This window comes from Alloyangia pacifica, assembly GCF_900116195.1.
GTDB classification, from domain to species: Bacteria; Pseudomonadota; Alphaproteobacteria; order Rhodobacterales; family Rhodobacteraceae; genus Salipiger; species Salipiger pacificus.
In genome coordinates this window covers 314,112-338,490 of the sequence record NZ_FOZW01000005.1, presented here as the reverse complement: position 1 = coordinate 338,490, position 24,379 = coordinate 314,112, and the positions used below count along the sequence as shown (strand labels likewise).

Sequence of the window (24,379 nt, the reverse complement as noted above, 5' to 3'; positions counted from 1 at the left end):
CCCGAAAGGTGCGGCTCGCAACGATGTCTTGGCGACGGAATTCAGACGATCACGAAGTCGTCGACCGTGAGCGAGGTCACGTCGTCGATCCGCGCAATCAGCTGCTGATCTGCCCCGCCGACACCGTCGGCGTCGTAGTAGAGCTTGTTGGACTGGCCATCGAAGATCAGCCGGTCGTCGGCATCGAGGGCCCCGGTTCCCATCACCAGCTGCCCGGCCAGAACCGGTCCGGAAAGCCCGGAAAAGGCGCTCGAAGAGAAGCTCAGCTTGTCACCGTCGACGCTGCTGAAGTCCTTGATCCGGTCGTAGGTCGAGGCGTCTGCCGGGGTTGTGATGAACTGGAACGTGTCCGCCCCGGACCCGCCGGTGAGAACGTTGCGACCGGCATTGCCGATGAGAAGGTCATCGCCATCGCCACCGAAGAGCAGGTCGACGTCCTCACCGCCAACAAGCGTGTCGTTGCCGTCTTCGCCGTAGAGCTTGTCGCGACCAAGGCCCCCTTCCAGCCAGTTATTCCCGTCGTTGCCCTCGATCCGGTTGTCGAGATCGTTGCCCATCGCTGTCAGATCGTCCGATCCGAGCAGTTCGGCATATTCGACATTGTCCCAGAGCGCGGTGATGGACACCGTGCTGAAGACCGTGTCGCGATCGCCTTCACCGGCAGCTTCGATCACCACGTCCCCGCTCGAGTCGACGTAGTAGTCGTCATTGTCGAGCCCGCCGGCCATCTGGTCATCGCCCTCGCCGCCGTCGAGCAGGTCCTTTCCCGCACCGCCGTTTAGCACGTCGTCACCCTCTTCCCCGTAGAGGCGGTCCGCCTCGACGAAACCGTTGATAACGTCGCGGCCCGCGGTGCCGCCGAGATTGTCGCGGTCTTCCGTGCCGTCGATGATGTTGAACACATCGCCCACGGAGATGTCGAAGGTGCTGGTCGCCGTGGAGCCATCCGCCGACAGGGCCTGCACGGTGACCGAGCGGGTGACCGGACCGGATGCATCGAAGCCCGCACCGACCGTGATGGCGCCAGTGGTCGCGTCGATGTCGAACTCGCTTGCGCCGGTCAGCAGCGAATAGCTGACGGCATTGGTCGTTGCGTCCGCGTCTCCCGCCGTGACCGTGATCCCGGTGTAGTCGCCCACCGAAGGCGCGGCCCCGACCGCATTTTCGGCGGTATCGACATCGACCGGCGCGCTCACCGAGAACTCGTTCACATCCTGCACCGCGATCTCGAAGGTGGTGTCGGCAAAGGAGCCGTCCTGCGAGGTGGCACGGACCGTGATACTGCGGCTCGGACCCTCTTCGCGGTCGATCGCGCCGGCGACCAGCACCTCGCCGGTGGTGGACGAGATCAGGAAGCGACCACCGTCGTCATCGACCAGCGAATAGGTGATGCCGTTCTGCGTGGCGTCCGCATCCGAGGCCGATACGGTGATCCCCACGGCTGTGCCGACCGATGCATTCTCCAGCACGGAGCCGCCGGGCGCACCCACGACATCCACTGGCGCCGTCACGTCGGCTTCGTCGACATCCTGGATCGCGATGACGAAGGTCTCGGTCTCGGTCGAGCCGTCACTGGAGGTCGCCAGGACGGTGATCTCGAGCGTTGCATCGGCCTCGCGGTCGATGAGCGTACCGTTCAGCACCGAGACGACGCCGGTGGCGTTGTCGATCTGGAAGGCGCCGCCTGCATCGTCCGTCAGACTGTAGGAAACGCTGTCGGCCACATCCGGATCAGCGGCAAGCGCGGTGATCCCCACGAGCGTGCCGTTGGCGGCACCTTCGGCCACCGAGTTGGGTGCGCCGTCATCATCGACGGGCACGCTCACGCCGTTGTCGTTCGCGTCGGTCACCGCGATGGTGAAGCTTTGCTCCGAAGTGCTGCCGTCGCTGGACGTCGCCAGCACGGTGATCTCGCGGGTCGCTCCGCCTGCCCCTTCGCGGTCAAGCTCCTGCGCGGTGGTGACCACGCCGGTTGCACTGTCGATGACGAACGCGCCATCCGCATTGTCCACCAGCGAGTAGGTGACCGTGCTTCCCTGATCGGGGTCGACGGCAAGGGCGGTGAGTCCGACCTCGGCTCCCGCGCTCAGCCCCTCGGCCACCTCGTTCGCCGCCGTGTCGCTGTCACTGATGGCGCCGACGTCGTCAGCAACCCCCTCGACGGTGACCGTGGCGAGTGCCACATCGCTGCTACTGCCGCCGTCGGAGAGCAGGTAGAGGATCTCGACCTCTTCCGATTGGCCCTCGTCGAGGTACTGGTAGGCGCTCGTAAGGTCGTATTCGACCGCGCCGCCATCGCCCGAGGCGCTGGCGATGCCAAGACCCGGCGCCTGCACCGTCGCCGCGAGGACCATTCCCGCGCCGCCGTCGTTGGCCAGCACGTCGAGCGTCCGAACGCCGCCCGCATCGACGGTGAACGCGTCGTCCACCGCGTCGATCGGATCTGCGGGCTGGAACGACAGGTTCTCGATACTTTCGGCAAGGGTGACCGCGCCATCGGACGCCCGGGTGATCCGGTAGGACCCGCTTCCGAGCAGGTCGATGGAGTAGTCTGCCGCCGTCCCCAGGAGCACCAGCGTATCCTGGCCGGCGCCGCCGTTGACCGTGTCCTGGCCCGCGCTGAAGAAGATGATGTCGCGGCCGCCGCCGGCGTTGATCAGATCATCCCCGAAACCGCCGTCGAGCAGGTCGGCACTGCCGCCGCCGATCAGCGTGTCGTTGTCGGCGCCACCGAACAGTTCGTCCGCGCCATTGCCGCCCTCAAGCACGTCATCGCCCTCGCCGCCGTCGAGCGTGTCGTCACCCTCGCCACCGTAAGCGCTGTCATTGCCCGCGCCGCCGTAGAGCGCGTCATCGCCCTCGCCGTCGTCGAACTCGTTGCCCGGCTTGTTGCCGCCGTAGAGTGCATCGTCGCCGTCACCGCCGTACAGCGAGTCGTTGCCCGACTTGCCGTGCAGCGAGTCCGCCGCGGAGGTGCCGATGATCGCCGTGTCGACCACAACTCCCTGCCCGGTCTTTTCCGCCTGCAGTTCGGTGAGCAACATGCCCTCGGGTGTTCCCTCGGGGAATACGATGACGAAGCCCGACGCATCGATCGTCTCGCTGGTGATGCCGTCGATGTTCAGCAGCGGCCCCCAGTTGCTTTGCGCATCGCTCAGATCGAGGCTCTGGATATCCAGCCCGAGAATGTCGGCGAAATGGAAGATCGCAAGCGGGTTCTTGTGATAGCTGCCCGTGATCACGACGTTGGCGAAGACAATGTTGCCAGAGGCCGGCGGGTGCGCCGGAGCCGGATTGGCATTGCCGTCGCTATTGATCGCGCCGGTGATCTCGATCGCGTTGTCCGGGCGCTGGCTCTGCGGGGTCGCCTCGTCTTCGCCGTCGATGGTCAGGTTGGTGAAGGTCGCGTCGCCATCGAAGCCGAAGAGCTTGATATGGCTCGCGCCGTTGGAACCGCCGGTGCCGTTGTTGCTCATTTCCACGTCGGTGACGGTAAGCGCGTCCAGCGTCGGTACTTCGGGCGTGCCGCCGTCGGAGGAGCGGATGCCGTAGCCCGCGAAGCCCGAGATCGACAGGTCCGTCAGCGAGAGCTCTCCGACATTCGCGCCGTCGGTCACGAAGACCCCGTAGGTCGCGCTGCCGCCATCGACGATGTCGAGCCCGCCAATCGCCACGTCACCGCCGCCCAGATCGCCCGAGAGGGTGATCGCTGCGCCGCTGGTCGGGGAGAGCACGGCGCCCTCGGCGCCCTCGATGGTAATCGCCTTGTCGATCACCAACTGCTCGGCATAGTTGCCCGCAGCGACACGGATGGTGTCTCCGGCCCCGGCAGCGTCGATCGCTTCCTGGATGGTGTCGAACTGGCCGAGGATAACGTTGCCCTGAACCAGCTGGACCGGGCCCTGGTCGAGGGTGGCCAGGGTCAGCGAATCCACCGCGATGCCGCCGGTCACATCGACGTTGGTGAACCAGCCATAGCGGTTGCCACCGAAACTGTCCCAGTCATCGCCGGCCGCGCGCACCTCGGTGAAGACCCAGGCGCCCGAAGCGTCGTAGACGTTCATCGCCACCTCGAGCTCGCCGTCGGCGTTCTCGTAGAACTTGTGCTCGAACGTGTACCAGCCCGAGGCGTCGATGACCGCGTGGTTGCCGGTCTCGAGGTTGTTGATCGGATCATAGTTGGAGTTGTTGCTGGCGCCGACGAGAAGCTCGCCGGTGGTGGCATCCTGGGTGACGTGGAAAATGAAGTCGCGCAGGTGTGCGTTTGTGCCCTGGCTATTGGCCGCCACCGAGTAGTCGAAACCCTCGCCTGCCGCCATGCCGGTATCGAGGTAGATGGCGATCTTGGTGACAACGCCCTCGTCATCGCTCGTCCGGTACCCGTCGAAACGGGTGAAGGCGCCGCCAGAGTCGCTTTCGGAGATGCGCAGGTGGCTCCCGCCATCCGCCGAGTCGACACCGTTGCTGCCGGAGGCTTCGAGCGCCACGGTCGAGCCGTTTGCGACAAAGGCCGAGGCATCCGTCTCGAAATCCGCGGAGAACCGCAGGAACGCGCCCGTGAAGTCCGGGCTGTTGGCGTCGAGCTCGTAGGTGATGCCATCCTCGAAGAGCACACCCTCGACGCCGGTCAGGTGATCGATCGACTGGTCCGCGATGCGGGTGACACTGTAGCTGCCGTCCGGGTTGCGGGTGATATCATAGTCGGACCGGGCGCCGCTCATCAGCGCAACATCGGTTCCGGCACCGCCGACGAGGCTGTCGTTGCCGAGCCCCCCATCGAGTACGTCGTCGCCCTCGCCACCCTCGAGCGTGTCGTTGCCGAGACCACCCGACAGGCTGTCATCGCCGCCGAGGCCGCTCAGCAGGTTCGCGCCGCTGTTGCCGGTGATCGTGTTGTCCAGCGTGTTGCCGGTGCCCGACGGCCCTGCCGCATCGAAGGTCGAGTAGCTGATGTCGTCGAAGTAGAAGCCTTCGTTCAAGCCGCCTGCACCATCGGTTTCTGCACCGGCCGCGCTGGTGCGGAAGAACAGGCGCGACACCTGGTTCGCCTCGGCGTTCGCGTCGTGATCACCTGAGCCATAGAAATCGCGGTAATTCTCGAAGGACGTCGAGCTGCCGATGTAGAGATCGTCGAGGTAGAAATCGACAACGTCATTGTCGGCACCGTCGTTGAAGCGCATCACCATGATGAGACGATGCTCCACCGTCGGATCCACGCCCTCGATCAGCGTCGTGTTTCCGGTGAAGGCCGAGAAATCGTTGAGCGTATCACCGGTCTGCCAATTGCCGTCAGCCAGCGGGTCGGACACCGCGATGCGCAGGCCGTCACCGGTGTTCTCGATGCGCATGAAATTGTTACGGTCGGTGGCCCCTTCGGTGCCGAAGTCGACTTCGAGCGTCGCATTGTCCGACGGATCGGGGTCCACGGCGCGGAAGGTGAAGCCGATCTGCATGGAATCCGCACCGGCGCTGGTCGACGACTCCCCCGCCGCAACGTCGAGACCTGGTGTATAAGGGCCGGCAAAAGCGCCGGAACTGGGATCGCTGGAGATCTTGAAGACCTGATTGTCGCCGTCCTCGGGGTCGGTCACCACCGCCTGGTCGCTGTTGGCCGTACTGTTCACGGCCCAGTCGTTCTCGCCATCGGTGATCGCGCCAAGATCGAAGTCCTCGAAATCCTCGGCGTTCTCGGCGGCATCCATCAACACGAGGTTCTCGACGTTTTCACCGAGCGTATACGTGTCCTTGGTCAGCACCGTATCGACGCCCTCGTCTTCCGCTTCGATCACGGTGTCGCCGGCCTCCGCGACGTAGACATCGTTGCCGGCGCCCCCGGTCATCTCATCCGTGCCCTCGCCGCCGTCGAGCGTATCGTCGCCATCCCCGCCAAAGAGGGTGTCATCGCCGCCAAGGCCCGAAAGCACATCATTGCCGCCCAGGTCTTCATCGTTCTCGGAGAAGATGTTCAGCGCGTCGCGTCCCTCGGTACCGGTCTGGATATCCGCGGCAGCCAGTCCGCGGACGAATACGTCGAGCTCCGCGGTGAGGTCGCTGTTCACCACTGTGAGACCGGAGAGGTCGAGCGTGCTCGTCGCCGCGCCACTTCCATCGTAGGCGCCAGGCCGACCGGGCGTGGCGCTGACCGCGTCAGTGGTGCCATCGGCAATCGGATCGATGAACGCCAATACCCCCCAGCCGCTCGCACCCGAAAGCGACGACTCGCCAATGGTCAGGCCGGAGAGGTCCGTGTAGCCCTGAATGGCCAGATGCGGTTTGTCGTAGTCCCCGGTGACATGCACACCGTCGATCGTCACGCTGCCGATCGGTTCAAGCACATCGTAAGAGCTCTGTTCGAAGCCGGAAATCTGGATCGCGTTGTCGGCGCGCGGTGTCGTGCCCTGCTCGGCGCCGGTGACGGTTACCTCGGAAAGCGTAACATCGCCGTGGTACTGGAAGATAACGATATCGCCGGTTCCGTTCGACCCACCCAGCGCATTGCGGACGAATTCAGAGCCTTCGATCGAGACGGCGGCCACTCCCTCGGCATCATTGAGTTCAAAGCCCGAACCGGAAGCGTTCGAGATGCTTACATTTGAAATCGCGAGCTCTTTGAGTTCCGCGGTGCTTGCAACACGAATGCCGTTGCTACCGCCGTCGGTCACGAGGTTCTGCAGCCCGACGGTGCCGCCCTCAACCTCTGCGCTTACCGTAATCGCGGCGCCCGACCCGGTCCCTACCTGCACCGTCGGCGCGCCCGATTCATCGGCCGCGCCGACGATGGAAACCGCTTTATTCACGAGAAGATTCTCGGCGTAGACGCCCGACGCTACCTGAATTGTGTCGCCATCTGCCGCGACCGCAAGTGCCGCCGCGATGGACTGGAAGGGCGTGAGCTCACCCCCATTAGGAGTCCCCGCACCCGTATAAGACCCGTCTACAAAGATAATACTCATTTCGCGCACCCTATAATACGAAAGTCGCAATCCGGCATAAATGCTGGTTGCCGTTTTCACACGCACCCGGCGACCGGGCACAATACTTCACAGCGCGACCGAATGATTTCGGTCGGCCTAGAACTTTTTCACAGTCTGGAAACTAAATTTCCCCCGTCGGCATCTAGAGCCAGAATTACATGCGGTTCCGTTTCCCCGCATATCACGAATTGAAAATAATTATCTCACTCGAACTGTGTCAAGACCGTGGCACACCTCGTGGCAGATTTCGGACATGAGGTGACCCAAGGTAAGTCCGAGAATTCGCGTGATTTCATTAACAAATACTTAATTTTCCGCCAGATCACCCACGTCGATGCGCACCGGTGAAATGCGCACGGCAAAGCCTCGCGCCTCAGTTCTGCCGGTTTTTAAACACAATTTTTGCTATCGCCGTCCAATCACCGCATTCGATCCAGGACCGCTACGTCCCCCGAATTCGAAGAATACGCCTCGTCGAGAAAAATCGGCGCAACGACCTCGGCAAGTCCCATTTACGGAAACTAAAGAAAACATTCTGAAAATTTCCTCATGACTGTTTCCCTATTTGTGACCAATCAAGAATGTTCGATACAGACGGCGAAACCAGATACCTGATATCGCTGCCCGAACGGCGAGGTCTCGCGGGCACTCGAACCGGCGCCGCTTTGGCGTCATGATTCCTTCCCGTCGCGAGCTGCTCGACATCCACGTGAGCCGAGAAACGCCACGCCGCACCCTCACCCGACGATTGACGCAAGCGCTGCCCAAGTATGGCGAACCCGCCAGACTTGCCCCACTTCGCCGCCAAATTTCGACGCATCCGGGTCGCGAACCAATCCGAATGGGCAAAACGGCCACACCGACGCCCGGCATGCACAGCATTGCTATTGCGCGACAATTCTCGATCCAAAGGGAAAAGGTTCAATTCTTAAATGTCTTTCTGCGCCGGCCCAGATTTCAACCCGACCGGACCAAAGAAAGAACACCTTTCCCGACAAAAACGGAGCTACCCGGCTTAGGTCGCTGCAAACCGGCGCGGCCCTCGGACGCCGAGGCGAGGTCAGAAGGCCCCGTTCGCAATCAGAATTCGCAGGATGATCCATATGACCGCCAAAGCACTTATCTCGCCCCTCGCGATTGCCCCTACTTCCGACCTCGACTCCGAGCCTTACTTTCAGGATTCAGATATCCGCAAGAGTTGGTATCTCGCGGGCTCACCCCGCTCGAGCCTTCGAATCGACGTTGAATCCGTCTGGGACGACTACCAGGGAGAGGGTATCAAGATCGGTGTTCTCGACTCGCAGATCGACTTTCTTCACACCGAGCTCTCGCGTGCCTATGACACATCGCTCGACTACAGTTTCGCCGAGGGCACCGACGACGTCACCATCCGCTCCTCGAGGCTGACGGACTCCCACGGGACCATGGTCGCCGGCGTGATCTCTGCCGAGGGCGACAATGGCTACGGAAGTGTCGGCATCGCTCAGGACGCCACGCTCGTGGGCCTCGCACTCGATTATTCCAGCGCCGATGTCGTCGCGCAGGCCATCGCGGGCATTCGGGCGGGCGCGGAACTCGACGTTCTGAACAACAGCTGGAGCTTCACCTCCAATTTCGCCGACAACTTCGCACAAGGAAGCGACGGCGCGGAGATGGCGGCCGCACTGGAATTTACTGCCAGCACCGGGCGCGATGGGCTCGGCACGTCGATGGTCTTCGCCGCCGGCAACGTGGGCACTGACGGCAGCTCCAACTACCATAACTTCCAGAACTCCCCCTACACCATCGCCGTGGGGGCCGTGGACCGCGACGGCGACGCCTCGTATTTCACCTCGATCGGTGCCAACGTCCTGCTCTCCGCCGCCGGCAGCAGCGTCTACACCACCCTGCCCGACGAAGAATTCAACAACGTCTCGGGCACATCCTTTGCCGCGCCGGCCGTCTCCGCGGTCATCGCCCTGATGCTCGAGGCCAACCCCGAACTCGGCTACCGCGACATCCAGCAAATCCTGGCGATCTCGGCACAGAAGGTTGGCCTTGGCGAAGGCAGCGCGCATGGCGACGGCTGGCTGACCAACGGCGCCGACAATTTCAACGGCGGCGGAATGCACTTCAGCGACAGCTTTGGCTATGGCTTCCTGAACGCCCACGACGCGGTTCGTCTGGCTGAAACCTGGAACAAGCAGCAGACCGTGGAAAACCGCGCGACCACGGAAGTCACGGTGAAAACCGACGCCGCGCTCGTGGCGGGCACGTCGGACCATATCTCGGTCGAACTGCAGGTGACGGACGAGATCATCGCCGAGCACGTGCAGCTTTCCATGAACCTGAGCTGGTCGCTCACCGGGGATCTGGACGTGTACCTGACCTCTCCCGATGGCACCACCGTGCGTCTCGTCTACGACCTGCCGGACGTCGAGCGCGTCGGCAAGATCAAGGACTTTGCATTTACCTCCGTCGCGTCGATGGGCGAGATGGCGGCGGGCACCTGGACGCTCGACATCTACAACCGCAACGCCGACGCAACCGATCGGAATGGCGACGCCGTCACCGGGCTGCTGCGTGAGGTAACCCTTACCGTTCATGGCAGCGACGAGAACATCTACGACGACGTCTACGTCTATACCGACGAGCTCGGTGAGCTTTACGATGACGCGGAACTTGCCGAGCGCAGCGTGCTTTCAGACACTGACGGCGGACTCGATACGATCAATGCCTCCGCGGTCACGTCCAACAGCGTGATCGATCTAAGCGGCGCGCGTGCCAGCCAGATCGCTGGCGTTCAAATGGACATCGACGGCGACGAGATAGAGAACATCTTCAGTGGTGACGGCGACGACCTGCTGGTTGGAAACGATGCAGACAACTGGTTTGCCGCGGGCCGTGGCAATGACACCGTCGCCTACAGCGCCGGCAGCGATACACTCGAGGGCGGCGCGGGCGAGGATACCCTGTCCTTCGAGGCGGCACTGGCGAGCGTGACAGGTTTCCTGACCGACGCCGGCGATTTCATGATCGGCCTGATCGATCAGGGGCTTTCGCTGGTCAGCGGCTTCGAATTCTTCAACTTCTGGGACGTGACCTACAGCTTCGAAGAGATCACCAGCCACTTCGATGGTGCCGAAGAAGTCGTGACGCCGACCGATCCCGAGCCGGAGACCGAGACCGAGACCGAGACCGAGACCGATCCGATCCCGGAAACGCCCGAAACGACAGAGCCCGAGGACAACAGCGGCGCCGAAACGACTCCCGAGGAGACAACGGACCCGGAAACGCCGGAGGAGCCCGACACCGACACCGACACCGACACCGACACCGACACCGACACCGACACCGACACCGACACCGACACCGACACTGGCTCCTACGTCGCGGTGATCGAGGGCAATGCCGGAGACGACCGCCTGCGCGCCGACGATGTGGCGACCCATATCATTGGCGGCGAAGGGGACGACTACCTCGTGGGACAGAGTCACAACGACCTGCTGCAAGGCGACACGGGACACGATAAACTGCGCGCCGGAGCCGGGGCTGACTATCTCTATGGCGGCGAAGGCAACGACACGCTGCTTGGCGAAGAAGGCGACGATCTGCTCTTCGGTGGTGTGGGCGACGATATTCTGCGCGGCGATGAAGGCAACGACACGCTCTACGGCGGCGCGGGCAGCGACAATCTCCAGGGCGGCGAAGGCTCGGATGTCTTTGTCTTCTCGCTCTCTGACCTCGGCGCAATGGACGTGATCTCCGATTTCAACCTTCTGGAGGGCGACAGCATCCGGATCGACGGAATCTCCGCCGATCAGTCGGAGAGCTTCAAGTTCGTCGATGACGGCCGGTCCACCTACCTCGAGATGCACGGAGCTGATGGCGAGAGCTACGTCATTGCCCGCATCCTTGGCCAAGGCGCCTCCGATCTCGAGGTCTCGCAGCTTACGGCGGACTCTCTGTTCTTTGCCTGATCAGGCAGGCTTTCCCGGGCAATGCAAAAGGGCGGCTCCAATCGGGCCGCCCTTTTTCTTTCTCCTGCCTAGGTGCCGGACACCGTGGTGACGAAGCGCTCGTAGGCCTGCGTCACTGCCGCCTCCAATTCGGGTGGGATATCGAGATCAATGGCCTCGTCCCGCGCGAGGTCGTCGGCACGCTTTTCGATACGTGTAAACTTTCCGCTTGCGGTCGGATCGCCACCGCCGCCCTTGCGTGACGCCGACGGGCTCTCGTAGCGGTTCTCCAGCGGTGGATGCAGCGACAATGCGCTCGAAATCCTGGCGAGCTGCGCCTCGGGATCTCCAATGAGGTCGGAATGGGTCAAACCAACGCGGCGATCCGCCGGAAAATCTTTCCAGAGTTCGACCAACCGGTTGACCCTTTCGACATAGTATGCGGCGGCCGCGCTATCCGTTCCGTATTCGTCGCGGCCCAGCCCATCGTAAAGCTTGCGGATCGAGCGGATGGCCGGCTTCGGGCGGCGCGCAACGAAGATCGCGCGTGCCTGAAAGAATGCCGGCGGCGCTTCCGCATCGTGCCGGGAATGCAGGAGCTTGTCGAAGAGATACTTCGAACCCGGCGCCCAACCGCCGCGAAGCGCCTGATTGACGACCAAACGGCCAAGCGCTTCTCGGCTCTTGTAGCGAATATGTGCCTCGCCATAGCCGTTTACGTCCGGACGCGAGCACAGGATATTTGACAGTGCCGTGGAGCCGCAGCGCATATGGGCTAAGATGAAGATGCAGTTGCGATACTGGCATTGCGGCATCAGCGTCGCGGTGGTGCGTCCGATCGCGGATTTGAGGTGTTCTCTCATGTCTTCAGATCGTTCCCAATTCAAAAAAGTGACGCGCAGATCACGTAGTCCCACCCGAACGCGCAGCAGCTCCCGAGGGCTCGCGCCGGGGTTCCAGTCGGGTCCGCAGTGCGCGGATCATCGGACGCTCGACCAGCCGGTAGATCGCGATGCCTGCAATTGTGCAGATCACTACTGCGAGGCCATTCGTCACGACGAATTGCGCCCAGCCTTCGAGCGGCAGCCTTGCGAGACCCTTGTACAGAATGACCATCAAGATCGTGTGGCTGAGATAGATCGAGTAACTGGCGTCCCCGATGGCCGACAGCCAGCTCATGTGCAGGTTCGGAGCAAGGCTTTGAATGCCCAGCGTACCTGCCACCGTCAGAACCGCGGCGACGAAGAACGCCAAGGTCGTCGATGCCCCCTGCAGCCCACTGAACCCGGCGAGGAATGCCAGGGCGAGGCCGATCGGCAGGAGCGGCCAAGCGCGACGGAAATCCGTGCGCTTCCAAAGCGCCGCAAGTCCGATCCCGAAGATGAAGAGAAGCAGGAACGGACTTGTCCAGGTCAAGACCCGTGCATCCGTGCTGTCGACGACCTGACCAACCACAACAAGCGCTGCGAGAATGAGGCTCGCCACGAGCCCGGGCCGACCGGCAAGGATTCCGACGAAGAAGACCGCGAAGAAGAACATTTCGTAGTTCAGCGTCCAGCCCGGCACCAGGATCGGCCAGATCTCGGTCGGCACCCCGCTGTGATAGTGCGGAACGAAGAAGAGCGAGCCGAGCAGCTCGGGCACGCGCCGAAGCGGTTCGTTTGCGGCAAGGTCATTGCGGAAGACTATGGCGAAAAAGACCAGGGTCATCAGCCAGTAGAGCGGCACCACACGGATGATCCGCCGTCGGGCAAATGTCGAGGCCGGCTCACCCCGGCAGGCGTGCATCATGACGAACCCGCTGATGACGAAGAAGATGAGCACCCCGGGTCGTCCCAAGTCCACCTCGGCAAAGGGAGAAAAGAACCCTGCCCGGTCGTGCAAGGCGTGGTGAACAACGACCATCATGGCGGCCACGCCGCGCAGATATTGAACCGCCTGAATCTGTCCCGATGCTTTTCGTGCGATGTGCTCTGAGACCACAGATTTCTCCTCGTACCAAAAAGGCTTGGGGTCGGTCGGTTTCGGGCCGGACTCTCGCAACGCCCCTAGACCACCGTCGCCCGGGGCCTTGAGATTGCTGCAGGTTCCATTTGCGTATGAGCGTCCTGGTGAATCCTGAGAGCGAGTCCGACCAACAGCCCGGCCATGCCGAAGAACAGGAAGTCCAGGTTCGGCGTGGCCTTCACTACCAGGGATCTCGCGATGCAGCCGGCGCAGCCCATCTTCAGCGACATCAAGAGTACTGCGGTTTCGGGGTCGTCGACCTCGATGGAAGTGCGGAAGAGGCGCCAGAGGAAGGTGAGCATCAAGCCCAGGCCAACCAGACCCGTTGTCGACAGTGTCGCCACGAGCCAGTTCGACGCCCGCACCGAGCCAAGCCCCGCGCCAAGCATGTAAGTGTCGAGGAAATTGCGGAACGCCTGGCGGTTCCAACTCATTCGCTCGACCCCGGAGTCGCTCGACAGCTTGTTCAACAGCGATCGATCGATGAAGTCAGTGAAGCCGGGCACCAGCTCATAGAGCGTGTAAACCCCTATGAAAATCAGGGGAACGATCCCAATTGCGCCCACCAAGACCGCAACCAGGCGCCCATCAAGCCTCTGATGGCTCGCCAACTCGCGAAGACGCATGAGCGCAAAGATGAAAACAAGGAGCGCGAGGCCGACGTAGGCCGAGGAAGAGGTTCCGCGAAGGATCAGGAACAAGGTCAGCAACAGCAGAATGAGCGGAAGTCGCGAGCCGCTCTTGTCGTGGAACCAGTAGCTGAGCCAATAGCCGAAGAGCCCGAGCGTCACGTAGGAATAGGAAGACGCCTCCGGAAAGCCCCCGATCACCCTGTTGAGACCTGCCATTTCCTGACCAAGTGTCAGCGCGTAGTTGGCCGTACGCACCGGCTCGAGAATGAAGGCCGTGCCCGTCGCCTGCGTCGCGATGTCCAGAAATCCCAGGCCCGCATGGACGATGGTCACCGCGATCATCGCGCGGCGCGCAAGTCCCGGACTCTGCTGGCGCAGCATGACCAGCACAACCACGAGAAACACCAGCAGGCTGAGCATGATCCTCAGAAGCTGGGACAGATTACCGCCGCCGGGGGACAAGGGGCGCATCACGATGCCGATCTGGTTCGCGACGCGGCCGATACTGAAGACCTCGGTCGCGCCCTCGAACACGCGCGGCAGGAAAATCGATCCGATTGCCGCATATATCAGGAAGCCCATCAGCGGCAGCGCGGTGCCGCGTGGCGCAAAGATCAATCCCAGGTCCCGGTTCAGGCTACGCTGCGGCAGGAACATGCAAGCGAGGGTGATCGCGGCCAAGTCAACGGCAAGAATCGAGGTGTTGCCGACTGCCGGCAGGTTAAACGCCGCCATCATACCAAATGGGATGAGCGAGAAGAGGATGATGACCCCTTCGAAGCGCCCACGGTGGATCAGGAGCATGACCAGCGCGAACGCGATCAGCGTGCTTGGAACGATCTGCATTTCACCAGTTGAACAAGCCTTCGACACGGGAGGAGCAGTTCACAAATATTCGAACTGTATAGCTTAATTTCTGTTGTAGCCCGATGGGCGGCCTGCGCATAGTTCAATCGTTCCGAATAAGGGTTTTCATTACATTATGCCTGAAATCGAGGCCAAGGCTGACGCGGGCAAAGGGCTCAGCAAAGCCCGGCGCAGCGGCAGGGCGATGTTCGCCTTCGTGGCACGCTCGCTTCAGCAAATTTCCACCTTCGTGATCACTCTGCTGGCCGCACGTTTCCTGCTGCCTGCTGAATACGGCGTGTATAGCCTCGGGATCGTGTTTATCACGCTGATCCAGACGCTCACCTACACAGGGTTCTACCATTTCATCGTCACCTCGAAGGACGACGACGAAACCGTCCTGTCGACGAGCTTCTGGATGATCACCGGGCTAGCGACCATTGCTGCTGCCCTGCTCGCCATAGCGGCGCTGCCGATCTCCTGGGCCTTCGACTCGCCGGAGCTCTTTCCGGTCCTGTTGCTGCTGGCCGCTGCCCAACCCGTGGCCGGGGCGGGTGCCTGGTTTTCCGCCGCGCTGCTGCGGCGACAGGCCGTCGATCTGCACTTCGCCATCATGTTCGCGCAGAATTTCATCGCGCTGGTCGGAGGTGCTGCGTTGCTGTGGCTGTGGCAGTCTCTCTTCGCCCTCGTCGCTTTTCGCTATCTGCGGGTGCTGTCGGGTGCGGCGCTCTACCTCACATTCAGCAAGGACCGGCCCGGCTTTCTTTTCGACAAGGCACTTGCGCGCCGCGCAACCGGTTTCTCGGGCGGGTTGTACGGATCCCGCTTCTTGAATTTCCTGTCCCGCTACGCCGGAGACCTCTTGCTTGGCCTCATGTTCACCACAGCCGAGGCCGGCCTCTACCGCTTCGGAAGCCGGGTCGCGGGCGGCGCGATTGATATTGTGTCGCAACCCATGCGCAGCTTTGCGCTGACTCAGTTCGGGATCGCTGGAAGGACAGGCGCGGACCTCGCGAACCCCCTCGAAAGGTTCGTCGGCTCGGTCATGCTTCTTACCGGGATCGTCGCAGCGGTCACCATCGTTTTCGCGCCAGCCGTCGTGGACGTCTTCTTCAACCCGGCCTACTCTGCAGCTCTTGCGGTGACTTACGCCATGGCCGTGCGCTCCGTGCTCAATATCGGCACGCTCGTGCTTGAACCGGCTCTTGCCGCCCAGAGCCAGACGGGCAAACTCTTTTCGTTCAACTTGTTCTGGACGGTCATTACCATTGCTTCAGCTCTCGCCGCGTCGCCCTTCGGATTGTCGGTCCTTGCCTGGAGCCAAGCGGCCGTGATGCTCTTGAATACGCTGTCGGCTCTCTACATCCTGAAACGGTCCGGCATTTCCGTCGGCCGCACGACGCGCGCGTTGATCGTCGCTGCGGCCCTGTCCGCTGGGTTCGGCCTCGTGCTCTATGAAATCTGGTCTCCGATCCGCACGGCTCTCGGCGAGGGCGCCCAGTCCATCAGCATCGGGCTCGCTGTCGCCTCGCTCTTGGCGCTTGCACTTCTCGCGATAGGCTCGAAGCTCAAGGTATTCACATTGAACGTCTTTTCTGGATGACAAGCCAAGTATGAAAGGCCCATAGATGAGATTTCTCCCAGAGAGCAATTTTCTGTTCGTCCACATCCCCAAGAACGGCGGGCAAAGCGTTCGAAACGCGATGTCACACGCTGGCGAACTGAGCTTCGCGCCTCTCGCAGAGGATCTCGGCATTTCCGAAGATGAAGCAGCACGAACGTCTGAATCCGGCTATGAGCATCCCGTGCTTGGCCCCATCCATCCCGCCCACCTGCCACTCTGGGTCATGCGCGACCACTTTCCGGCGTGTTGGAAGGTTCTTCAGGCCAGCCAAAGCCTGGCTCTGACCCGAGCGCCGCGGGAACGTTTCATTTCTGCCCTCATGCAGCGACTGAGGGAGTTCGGCGGCGCCGGAGCGATCCGCGCCGAAGACGATCTCGTGATCCACGAGGCGACTCGTGTGAAAGAATGGCTCTCGGAGCACCCTCGCGTGCTGGGGCTGGAGTATATCCACTTCACCCCACAAGTAGATTTCGTCAACGTCGATGGCGTCCGGCAAATCGACGCGATCTTCCCCATGAGCCAAATGGCGAGTGCCGCCTCGTGGATTGAAGCGCATGTCGGTCTGCACTTGTCGATCGGTCACGATCATGCCCGCCGCCAACCGAAACCCTGGGCGCGAGCCCTCCAGCCGGCAGCGCGATTTGCCGGACGCAAGTTGATGCCCCATGCGGTGAAACGCCGTCTGCACCCGCTGTGGATGGCCAGCGGCGTTTTCTCGAATGCGTCCAAGGGCTACTCCGCCATCGACTTCGGCCCGGAGATCGAAGGCTTCATCGCCGAGTACTATGCTGCGGACGCCGACCTGCACCGCGAGGCGCAGGCGAATGCAGCCGAACAACAGACGACAAGCGCGGCCTGAAGAATGACTGGAATCGATGTAAACGGTAAGTTTTTGGGCGCCGGGCTGAACGGTGTGCACCGGACCGCGGCCCATTATGCCAGCCTGCTGATCGAACGAGCGCGCGCGGCCGGACATGATATTCGCCTGCTCGCACCGCGCCCTACCGAACCTGACCCCGACTTCCCGCTCCTGGTGCCGGAAGTGCATGCCGGCCGGTTCGGGACGGGCCAAGGCTGGGAAATGTTGACACTCCCCCGGATCTCCCGCGGGCGGTTGCTGGTCAACTTCTGCAACCTCGCGCCGGTACTGCACAGCAACTCCGTGGTGATGATCCACGATGCTCAGACCTATCTTTACCCGGCGGATTATTCCGGGCGACAGGCGACTGCCTACCGCGCGCTCCTGCCGCTCATCGGCGCGCGGGCGCGGCGCATTCTGACGGTGTCCGGGTTTTCGCGGGAGTCGCTCGCGAGTCACCGGGTCGGCACCACGGAGAAGATCGACGTCGTGCACAATGGCACGGATCACATCCTCGATGTCGCTCCCGAGCCGCACATCCTTTCCGAGCACGGGCTGGAACCGGGGCGCTACGTTATGGTTGTAGGCTCGGCCAAGGGCTACAAGAATATCGCGCGTGTGTTCGAGGCGATGCGCGCCCCTGCCCCGGGCGGTCTGCGGCTGGTCGTGGCCGGCGGGCCGGGCGAGCAGGCCTATCGCGCCAAGGGCTGGACCCCGCCAGACGGCACCGTTTTCACCGGTTTCGTGTCGGACGGCGCGCTTCGGTCGCTTTACGAGGGCGCCGCAGTCTTTGCCTTCCCCTCCCGAACCGAAGGCTTCGGCCTGCCGCCGATCGAGGCGATGCATTGCGGCACGCCGGTGATCGCCGCGAGCGCCGGGGCGATGCCCGAGGTCTGCGCTGAGGGCGCCGAGTTCGTCGACCCGGAAGATACGGAAGGCTGGCGCCGGGCAATCCAGGGTGTTCTCGAGTCTCCGGAACGAGCCGATGCTCTTCGAGATGCGGGGAGTACACGGGCAGCCGAACTCAGTTGGCGCGCCGCCGGGGACCGCCTTTGGGATGTCATCGCGCCCCTGGCTTGACCTGGCCACGACAAATTTTCTGTAGCTACGAAAAAGGGCCGGCGCATGCGCCGGCCCTTGAATTTCGCTTTGGCGTCAAATCGCCGAAACCGATCAAGCGAAGGGAAGGTCCTCGACCGTGGCGTAATCCGCCGATGTGAGGATGTCGTCCGCGTCGACATGTGCATCATAGAAGGTCACGGTGGTATCCCCGTAGGTCATCACCGTGTTGCCGCTGCCGGTATAGGAGAAGGACACGGCGGACAGATCGACCGCATCGCTGAGGAAGACGCTGTCAACACCCTCTTCGAAGTCGAAGACCTTGTCGTTGCCGTCGTCGTTGTCGAACACGAAGAAGTCTGCGTAGCCTTCGTTGTCGTCGCCGTCGCTGGGGTTGTCGCCGTAGATCACGTCGTCGCCGTCGCCGCCGGCCACGGCATCGCTGCCGGTCCCGCCATAAACGCGGTCATTGCCTTCGCCGCCATCCATGCGATCGTTGCCGACTCCGCCGTAGAGTTTGTCGTTGCCCGACCCACCATCCATGCGATCGTTGCCGGCGCCACCGTACAGCTTGTCGTCCTGCGCCCCACCTTCGATGTGGTCGAGGCCGCCGCCACCTTTCAGGATGTCGTTGCTCGCGTCACCACTGATGCTGTCGTTGCCCTTGCCGCCGATGATCGTGTCCCGGTTCGCGCCGCCCGAAAGCGTGTCGTTTTGGTCGAGGCCGATGATCAATTTGCTGCCACCGCCGCCTTCGACGGGCTCGTCGCCCGCGTAAATAACCGTACTCATGTTTACTTCCCTTACAATAAAGAACCAGTGCCCTCGAAAACCGCGTTCCTGTCCCGACGAGTGCAAAAGCTGATGGACAAACAGCCCCTTGATCAGCCGTAGAAATTCTGTCCTCGCGTCGGGTCGCGGCTCCTCCGAATGCCACACTAATGCCGCATTATGGACAGGAAGTTAACCCAGTTCGGCCTCTTTCAACCCAATTTTTGCCCCGATTTTCTAGATAACGCCCTGACCAGTCGACTTTTTCGTCAGCACATCGCCTGTGACTTGCAAGCCAGCGTGAATTCTGCTCGTTTAGGTTGAAACATTCTCTGGCAAGAATTCCGGGCAGCACATGCGATGCGAAGCGCGAATCACGGACGCGGTATTCTTGTACCGACCACGAAGGCGGGAACCCGTATGAATTCGCGTCGCAGATCGTGAGCAATCCTTGGGCGAAAGATCGCCGAAAAGGCCCGTCGCCAGCCCAAAATGTAAATATCAATATCTTGCTTAAGAAATTCAGCGAGAATTGATCGAGTAACTCAACCAAGGGGCAAGACGTGGACGCTCACTCGCTGAACGCACAGAAACTCACCGCTGAAATACCCCCTCCGACTTCTGCGCGCGTGCTCATCCTCGGCGGTGGCATCGCAGGGCTCACCGCTGCCGATACGCTGGCACGACTCGGTCATGACGTTACCGTCATCGAAGAATCCGAAACCTGCGGCGGAGTTCATCGCTCGCGCGAAATCGGGCCTTACACCTTCGACGCGGGCAGCATCTTCTATGAAGACAATGCGCGCCTTTTCGGTCTGGCCCCGGGGCTGCGCGAGCTGAGCCCGCCCGTCCGCCGAATCCAGCGCCGGATCAGCCCTGAGGCGACGCTGCTTCACTATCCCTTCGAGCCGCGCGACCTGATGAAATGGAAGAAACTGCTCTTGCTGCGCGGACTCGCCGATATGGGCTGGTCCCGCATGCGAGGCGCCCGCGACGGCACGCTCGAGACCGCGTGCCGGACCCGCCTCGGTCGCTCGATTTTCGAAGGCACCGGGCTTCGAAGCTACATGGAACGCTTCAATCACGTACCGCCCGCAGAAGTGGACGAAAGTTTCTTCTTTCACAGAATGAAATTCGTCGAGCAGGCCACACGAACTGACGCCATTCTGCGATCCGCCCTACGGGCGTTGCGCAGAAAACCATTCCGCAAGGGCCCGCCCGTTCCGCTGCGGGTGCGCCCGGCAAGCGGATTCCAAACGCTCTTCGAGCCGATCCAGGCCAATCTGGAGGCGCGCGCGGTAAAGTTCGTCATGTCCCAAAAGGTCACTGGAATAAGTGGCACTCCGGGAAACTTCACAGTCACGACCAATGGCGGCATTTACCTGGCGGACACCGTGATCAGCGCCATTCCCCTCCCGACGATCTACGAACTCCTCTTTGGGGAAGACAGCGGGTTGTTGGCTCTCGACATGCTCACGCTCTTCGTCTCGGGAGTCGACATTCCCAAGGAAGCGGGCAACGTGCTGTTCAATTTTCACGCCGAGGGGCGCTGGAAACGCGCCACGCTCTATTCACGGATATATCCTGAACGGGAGACCGGGGGACGGGAATATTTTTCGGCCGAGGTGACCTTGCCACCGGGAAAGGCGGCGGACCCGGAGGAGGCCTTTGCCGATCTCTGCCGGCACATGACGGAGCTGGGCCTGATCCGCGATGCAAAGCTCGAAGGTCACGAGTTGGTTCGAAACGCCTATCCCTTCTACCCGCCGGGAACCGTCGGCAAGCTCGAGAAGGCGTTGGCCCGGGTGTCGGAGTGCGGAATCATCAGCGTCGGCCGGCAAGGACGGTTCGAGTATCTGCCCACATCGAGCGGAGTCATCCGGCGGGTCGGAGAGGAGCTCGAACGCGCCGACATTTCCAGCTCGGCGTTGGAAGCTCCCGCCGCCTGAGCGGGGATGCATGACACCTTGAAACAGAAGGGGCGGCCGCGCCGCCCCCTTGTTACTCAGGCCGCCGCGCGGCCCCGGCACATGCCGTGTCAGACTGGCAGAAGATCTTCGATCGTCGCGGCATCACTCAGGGTGAGTACGTCATCAATATCGACATAGGCGTCATGGAAGACGACAGTCGTCTCGCCATACGTCATTGTCGTGGTCTGGTTGCCAATTGCGCCGCTGTAGGAAAACGTGGGAGCGGAATCGAAGAACGTATCATCGGTGTCCGACAGATAGATCTTGTCGAGCCCCTCCTCGAAGTCGAAAACTTGGTCGCTTCCGTCATCGGCATCGAAAACGAAGAAGTCGTTGAAACCTTCGTCGTCATTGCCGTCCGCGCTATCGCCGTACAGAACGTCGTCGCCGTCGCCACCATTGATGGCATCGTTGCCGTCCTGCCCATAGATGCGGTCATTGCCTGCGCCGCCGAACATGCGGTCGTTGCCCTGCCCACCGTACAGCTTGTCGTTTCCGCCACCCCCGTCCATGCGATCGTTGCCACCGTCGCCATAGAGCTTGTCGTCCTGCGCCCCGCCCTCGATGTGGTCGAGGCCGCCGCCGCCCCTCAGGATGTCATCGCTCGCGTCACCACTGATGGAGTCGTTGCCCTTGCCACCGAGGATCGTGTCCTGGTTGGCACCGCCCGAAAGCGTATCGTTGCCATCCAGACCCTTGATCGACTTGCTGCCGCCTCCGCCTTCGATGCTGTCGTCCCCACCGGTTCCAATAAGATCGGTCATAACTAATCTCCGTTCGAAAAATATATTCTGCGCGCCTCTTAGGGGGAGCGCGAGTGAGTCAAATTTTGGAAACACATTCACTGGCACTGAAAACACGAGGGCGCTCCAGCTGAGAAATAAATCGCTCAATGCCACATCTTCAGGGGAACCGATCCTGCCGAATGAGGTCAGATCAATCCTGAGAAGACGGGCTTGCTAACGAATTTTCGATACAGACAGGAAATATATACCTATTTCGAAAATTCTGCTGCCATCGCGGAGCCGCCAATTCGAGATGCTGGCTGAGAAAAATTCCCTAAAACTTCGCCTCATATTTATCTAATTTTATGTATGCATAAATCCGTCAGTCCGAGCATCTAAGTTACAAATCTGAGATCTCAAAACCTACCCAGAGTTGCCAAGAAATAAGGTTCATTTTCAATGAATTTATTCTCCGCATTTTCACGCGGAAGAATCCATGAGCGAACGATATCACGCACCCATGCGGGCCACAAACCAAATGTCCAGATGTACGCTTTCTCCAACAGCGCGGCACGAACAGTACGAGCCGGGTCGATGCGCAGCCTCTTGAGCCTCTCCCGCTTGGGAAAGGCTCACCAAGAGAACCTCACAGCGAAAGGAAATGGCTCATCAGGAGTGTGGCTGCATCATCAAGTTCGGCAAGTTCTGCGGTCGTCAGTGCCGAGTTCGCCACAAATGCTCCCCGCACGACAGCGTCGGAATGTGCCCCCGACGGGTTGCCGACATAGAGTCCGGCGGCGGAACTCGCAGAAGACGTCGTTGTTCCGCTCGCGATGACCGCACCTTCCGGACCGTGCAGTCGGATCGACGCGGCGCCATCTCGGACCACGGCGCGCAGGCCTGCTTCGGTTTGCAGCCCGGATACGTTCTCATTTGCCGAGGAGTTCAAGAGGAACCGGGCGGCGCCCGCAGTGGTCGCCCTGAGATAGCTGTCGCCGGTATCACTCGTCAGGTCGCCGCGAGTATTCTCTGCCAGCGCGGCGTACCACAGGCCGAAAGCGCCGCTGTCTTGCGACCAGTCGCTCGATGGGGCGAACTGAAGATCCAGGCCGCCATTGGCGTCCGAAAGCCCGGACCAGCCGACACCACCCGTCCACACCCAGTCGTTGGTCGCCAGGGACCCCGCCTGAACCAGCGACAGAGACTGTCCGACCAGGTCAAGGCTCGACGAGACCGTATCTGCGCAGCTCAGGTAGAGACGTGCGATCTTGCTCCACCAGCCCGACGCCTTGGCAGTGAGAAAGAAGCTATTCAGCGCAGCCGCATCCGCACCGGAGAGGGTCGCTCCGCCATTGGCTGTGACCTGAGCGATAAAGGCATCGGTCTCAGACTCGAGGCTGGGTGCCTGCGCATAGGTGGACACGCTCCACTCCGCAGATGCGCCTCCGACGGTGATCGTGGTCGAGACGCTCGCCGAGAGGTTCGCGGACGACTGCATGCGCAGTTGCAGTCCCTGAAACGGGTGGATCGTTCCCGGCGCCGAGCCCCAGTCCAGCCAAACGCTGCCGTCAGGGTTGAGCACCCGGTATTCCGCGTCACCGCCGCTGATCGACAGCGCGGCATGACCCCCAAGGCCCCCGGGCGTCAGCTGGGCCGAAAGAATCTCCATCCCGGGTGCGACATCCGATTGGTCAACGAAACCAAGACTATCCGGCGAGGTCGCCAATACCGGTCCGAAAGCGGTTGCATAGGTGCCAGCGTAGGCAGCATGGCACCGGGTCCCGCAGCCCTCGCACCAGGGCTCTGCCGGATGCAGAGAACCGAAATTGCTTTCGTCGAAATCGAGCGACACGATACGCACGCGGGGATCCGTTGCCGCGACCCGTTCCTGCGCCTCGCGCACCATGAACTGCCCACCGTACGTGGAAGTGGACAGATCGGCACTGCAGGGACGAATGCGCTCAATGATAAACATGCCGTTGCTACCAAAGGCGCCGTCCGCCGCGAGGCTGGCAAGAAGCTCTTCAAGGTTTTCCTGATAGTCGGCAGCGCTCTGCAGGTCGTTGCTGTCCGCTTCGCCCTGATTCCAGAGGAACACCTCCTCCACGGCGATCTCCAATGCGGCCAGTTCGGACTTCGCCGACAGCGCCTGCGCGACATAGCCGTCGTAGCGTTCGCCCGTGGCTTGCGGCGCCCAGTCACCGCCGCCCGCAGGCGCAAGTGACTGACCGTTCACCGCTTCTTTGAGGATATACACTGGCTGCGTGCCGCCGCTCTCGCGGAGCAGGTGGACGAACTCTGCCTCGGATCCCCAGACGCCGCTGTCAGGCCCACCGCGATGCCCCGACGTCGCGCCGCAAACATAGGCCGTCCACGCACCCGCGCCAGCATCCCAGATATAGGTTTCGCCCAGATCGGTGTATTTCTCGGCAGGCGTACCGCCACTGTTGCCGGCCTTGCGGCTGTTGGACTGGCCACCGACGCTCAGCAGCAGCGCGGGTGCAGGTCCAGGCGGCACTCCCAGCTCATCGGTCGACGCCATGTCTCCGAGCGACGTTCCGATCCCGAGCCGCATCACACCAGCCCCACGATGCCGGTTGCGCTGGTTCCCGTCTGCCACACCCGCCGCACGCGGACCGGAAACACCGACCCTGCCGCGACATAGATCGTCGCCACCGTCCCACCGACGGTCGTAACCGTCATCGTTCCGCTTTGCGTTACGGAGAGACCCCGCGCAAAGACCGGAAGGTCCGCGCCATCATCGGGTGTCACGTCATGCAGTTCGGTCGCGGGGCTGCTCAGCCCCGATTGATGCTCGGCGAAATGGTCGGTCATGGTAATCTCCGCTCTCACCCTGGCGCAGGAAATGCGCCAATCGTGCTCGGGACTACCGTGCAGAAGAATTCTGAACAGGCTGCGATATGCGCGCCCGCTGCAAAGGCAACGGACGCATATGGCTCCGGTGTTGCTTCAA

13 protein-coding genes are annotated in these 24,379 nt (G+C 61.9%); 5 read left to right on the top strand and 8 right to left on the bottom strand.

What is annotated here, in order from left to right:
- Positions 1-41: 41 nt before the first annotated feature.
- The gene (locus BM397_RS29705) at positions 42-6,797 is read right to left on the bottom strand and encodes a cadherin domain-containing protein (RefSeq protein ID WP_092424613.1); all 6,756 of its coding nucleotides are present in this window, start codon (positions 6,795-6,797) and stop codon (positions 42-44) included.
- A gap of 1,280 nt (positions 6,798-8,077) precedes the next feature.
- Here BM397_RS29705 and BM397_RS12955 point away from each other — a divergent pair.
- Positions 8,078-10,933, top strand: a complete 2,856-nt coding sequence (locus BM397_RS12955) for a S8 family serine peptidase (RefSeq protein ID WP_092424749.1) — start codon at positions 8,078-8,080, stop codon at positions 10,931-10,933.
- Positions 10,934-11,001: 68 nt separating this feature from the next.
- On the opposite strand, the gene BM397_RS12950 is transcribed toward BM397_RS12955, so the two are convergent.
- The 3 genes from BM397_RS12950 to BM397_RS12940 all read right to left on the bottom strand — a co-directional run bounded on the left by BM397_RS12950 (position 11,002) and on the right by BM397_RS12940 (position 14,397).
- Positions 11,002-11,775, bottom strand: coding sequence for a sulfotransferase family protein (locus BM397_RS12950; RefSeq protein ID WP_092424611.1), 774 nt, complete (start codon positions 11,773-11,775; stop codon positions 11,002-11,004).
- A 40-nt stretch (positions 11,776-11,815) separates the two neighbouring features.
- Positions 11,816-12,895 (bottom strand): acyltransferase family protein, encoded by a 1,080-nt coding sequence (locus BM397_RS12945; RefSeq protein ID WP_092424609.1) that lies wholly within the window; start codon positions 12,893-12,895, stop codon positions 11,816-11,818.
- Between the two features lie 65 nt (positions 12,896-12,960).
- Positions 12,961-14,397 (bottom strand): O-antigen ligase family protein, encoded by a 1,437-nt coding sequence (locus BM397_RS12940; RefSeq protein WP_092424607.1) that lies wholly within the window; start codon positions 14,395-14,397, stop codon positions 12,961-12,963.
- 136 nt (positions 14,398-14,533) lie between these two features.
- On the opposite strand from BM397_RS12940, the gene BM397_RS12935 reads away from it, so the two are divergent.
- Genes BM397_RS12935 through BM397_RS12920 form a run of 3 tightly spaced genes read left to right on the top strand, consistent with a single transcriptional unit; the run spans position 14,534 to position 17,960 of the window.
- Positions 14,534-16,000 (top strand): oligosaccharide flippase family protein, encoded by a 1,467-nt coding sequence (locus BM397_RS12935; protein WP_092424605.1) that lies wholly within the window; start codon positions 14,534-14,536, stop codon positions 15,998-16,000.
- Positions 16,001-16,025: 25 nt separating this feature from the next.
- Positions 16,026-16,880: a hypothetical protein gene (locus BM397_RS28970; RefSeq protein ID WP_143015377.1), complete on the top strand. Its 855-nt coding sequence runs from the start codon at positions 16,026-16,028 to the stop codon at positions 16,878-16,880.
- Positions 16,881-16,883: 3 nt separating this feature from the next.
- Positions 16,884-17,960, top strand: coding sequence for a glycosyltransferase family 4 protein (locus BM397_RS12920; protein WP_092424599.1), 1,077 nt, complete (start codon positions 16,884-16,886; stop codon positions 17,958-17,960).
- Between the two features lie 93 nt (positions 17,961-18,053).
- Here the strand turns inward: BM397_RS12920 and BM397_RS12915 are convergent, their stop codons facing one another.
- Positions 18,054-18,731 (bottom strand): calcium-binding protein, encoded by a 678-nt coding sequence (locus tag BM397_RS12915; RefSeq protein ID WP_092424597.1) that lies wholly within the window; start codon positions 18,729-18,731, stop codon positions 18,054-18,056.
- Between the two features lie 542 nt (positions 18,732-19,273).
- Here BM397_RS12915 and BM397_RS12910 point away from each other — a divergent pair.
- A complete protein-coding gene (locus tag BM397_RS12910; RefSeq protein ID WP_218124879.1) occupies positions 19,274-20,659 on the top strand; it encodes a protoporphyrinogen/coproporphyrinogen oxidase in 1,386 nt (461 codons plus the stop codon).
- A gap of 89 nt (positions 20,660-20,748) precedes the next feature.
- Here BM397_RS12910 and BM397_RS12905 read toward each other — a convergent pair whose 3' ends face one another.
- The 3 genes from BM397_RS12905 to BM397_RS12895 all read right to left on the bottom strand — a co-directional run bounded on the left by BM397_RS12905 (position 20,749) and on the right by BM397_RS12895 (position 24,240).
- Positions 20,749-21,444, bottom strand: a complete 696-nt coding sequence (locus BM397_RS12905; RefSeq protein WP_092424595.1) for a calcium-binding protein — start codon at positions 21,442-21,444, stop codon at positions 20,749-20,751.
- A gap of 607 nt (positions 21,445-22,051) precedes the next feature.
- A complete protein-coding gene (locus BM397_RS12900; protein WP_176806640.1) occupies positions 22,052-23,947 on the bottom strand; it encodes a sialate O-acetylesterase in 1,896 nt (631 codons plus the stop codon).
- Positions 23,948-23,979: 32 nt separating this feature from the next.
- Positions 23,980-24,240, bottom strand: a complete 261-nt coding sequence (locus tag BM397_RS12895; RefSeq protein ID WP_092424592.1) for a spike base protein, RCAP_Rcc01079 family — start codon at positions 24,238-24,240, stop codon at positions 23,980-23,982.
- Between the last annotated feature and the right edge of the window lie 139 nt (positions 24,241-24,379).

What these genes read in the sequence shown, in the direction of transcription:
- BM397_RS12955 (WP_092424749.1), top strand. Translation starts at nt 8,078, where the DNA reads ATGACCGCCAAAGCACTTATCTCGCCCCTCGCGATTGCCCCTACTTCC.
- BM397_RS12950 (WP_092424611.1), bottom strand. Translation starts at nt 11,775, where the DNA reads ATGAGAGAACACCTCAAATCCGCGATCGGACGCACCACCGCGACGCTG.
- BM397_RS12940 (WP_092424607.1), bottom strand. Translation starts at nt 14,397, where the DNA reads ATGCAGATCGTTCCAAGCACGCTGATCGCGTTCGCGCTGGTCATGCTC.
- BM397_RS12935 (WP_092424605.1), top strand. Translation starts at nt 14,534, where the DNA reads ATGCCTGAAATCGAGGCCAAGGCTGACGCGGGCAAAGGGCTCAGCAAA.
- BM397_RS28970 (WP_143015377.1), top strand. Translation starts at nt 16,026, where the DNA reads ATGAGATTTCTCCCAGAGAGCAATTTTCTGTTCGTCCACATCCCCAAG.
- BM397_RS12920 (WP_092424599.1), top strand. Translation starts at nt 16,884, where the DNA reads ATGACTGGAATCGATGTAAACGGTAAGTTTTTGGGCGCCGGGCTGAAC.
- BM397_RS12915 (WP_092424597.1), bottom strand. Translation starts at nt 18,731, where the DNA reads ATGAGTACGGTTATTTACGCGGGCGACGAGCCCGTCGAAGGCGGCGGT.
- BM397_RS12905 (WP_092424595.1), bottom strand. Translation starts at nt 21,444, where the DNA reads ATGACCGATCTTATTGGAACCGGTGGGGACGACAGCATCGAAGGCGGA.
- BM397_RS12900 (WP_176806640.1), bottom strand. Translation starts at nt 23,947, where the DNA reads ATGGCGTCGACCGATGAGCTGGGAGTGCCGCCTGGACCTGCACCCGCG.
- BM397_RS12895 (WP_092424592.1), bottom strand. Translation starts at nt 24,240, where the DNA reads ATGACCGACCATTTCGCCGAGCATCAATCGGGGCTGAGCAGCCCCGCG.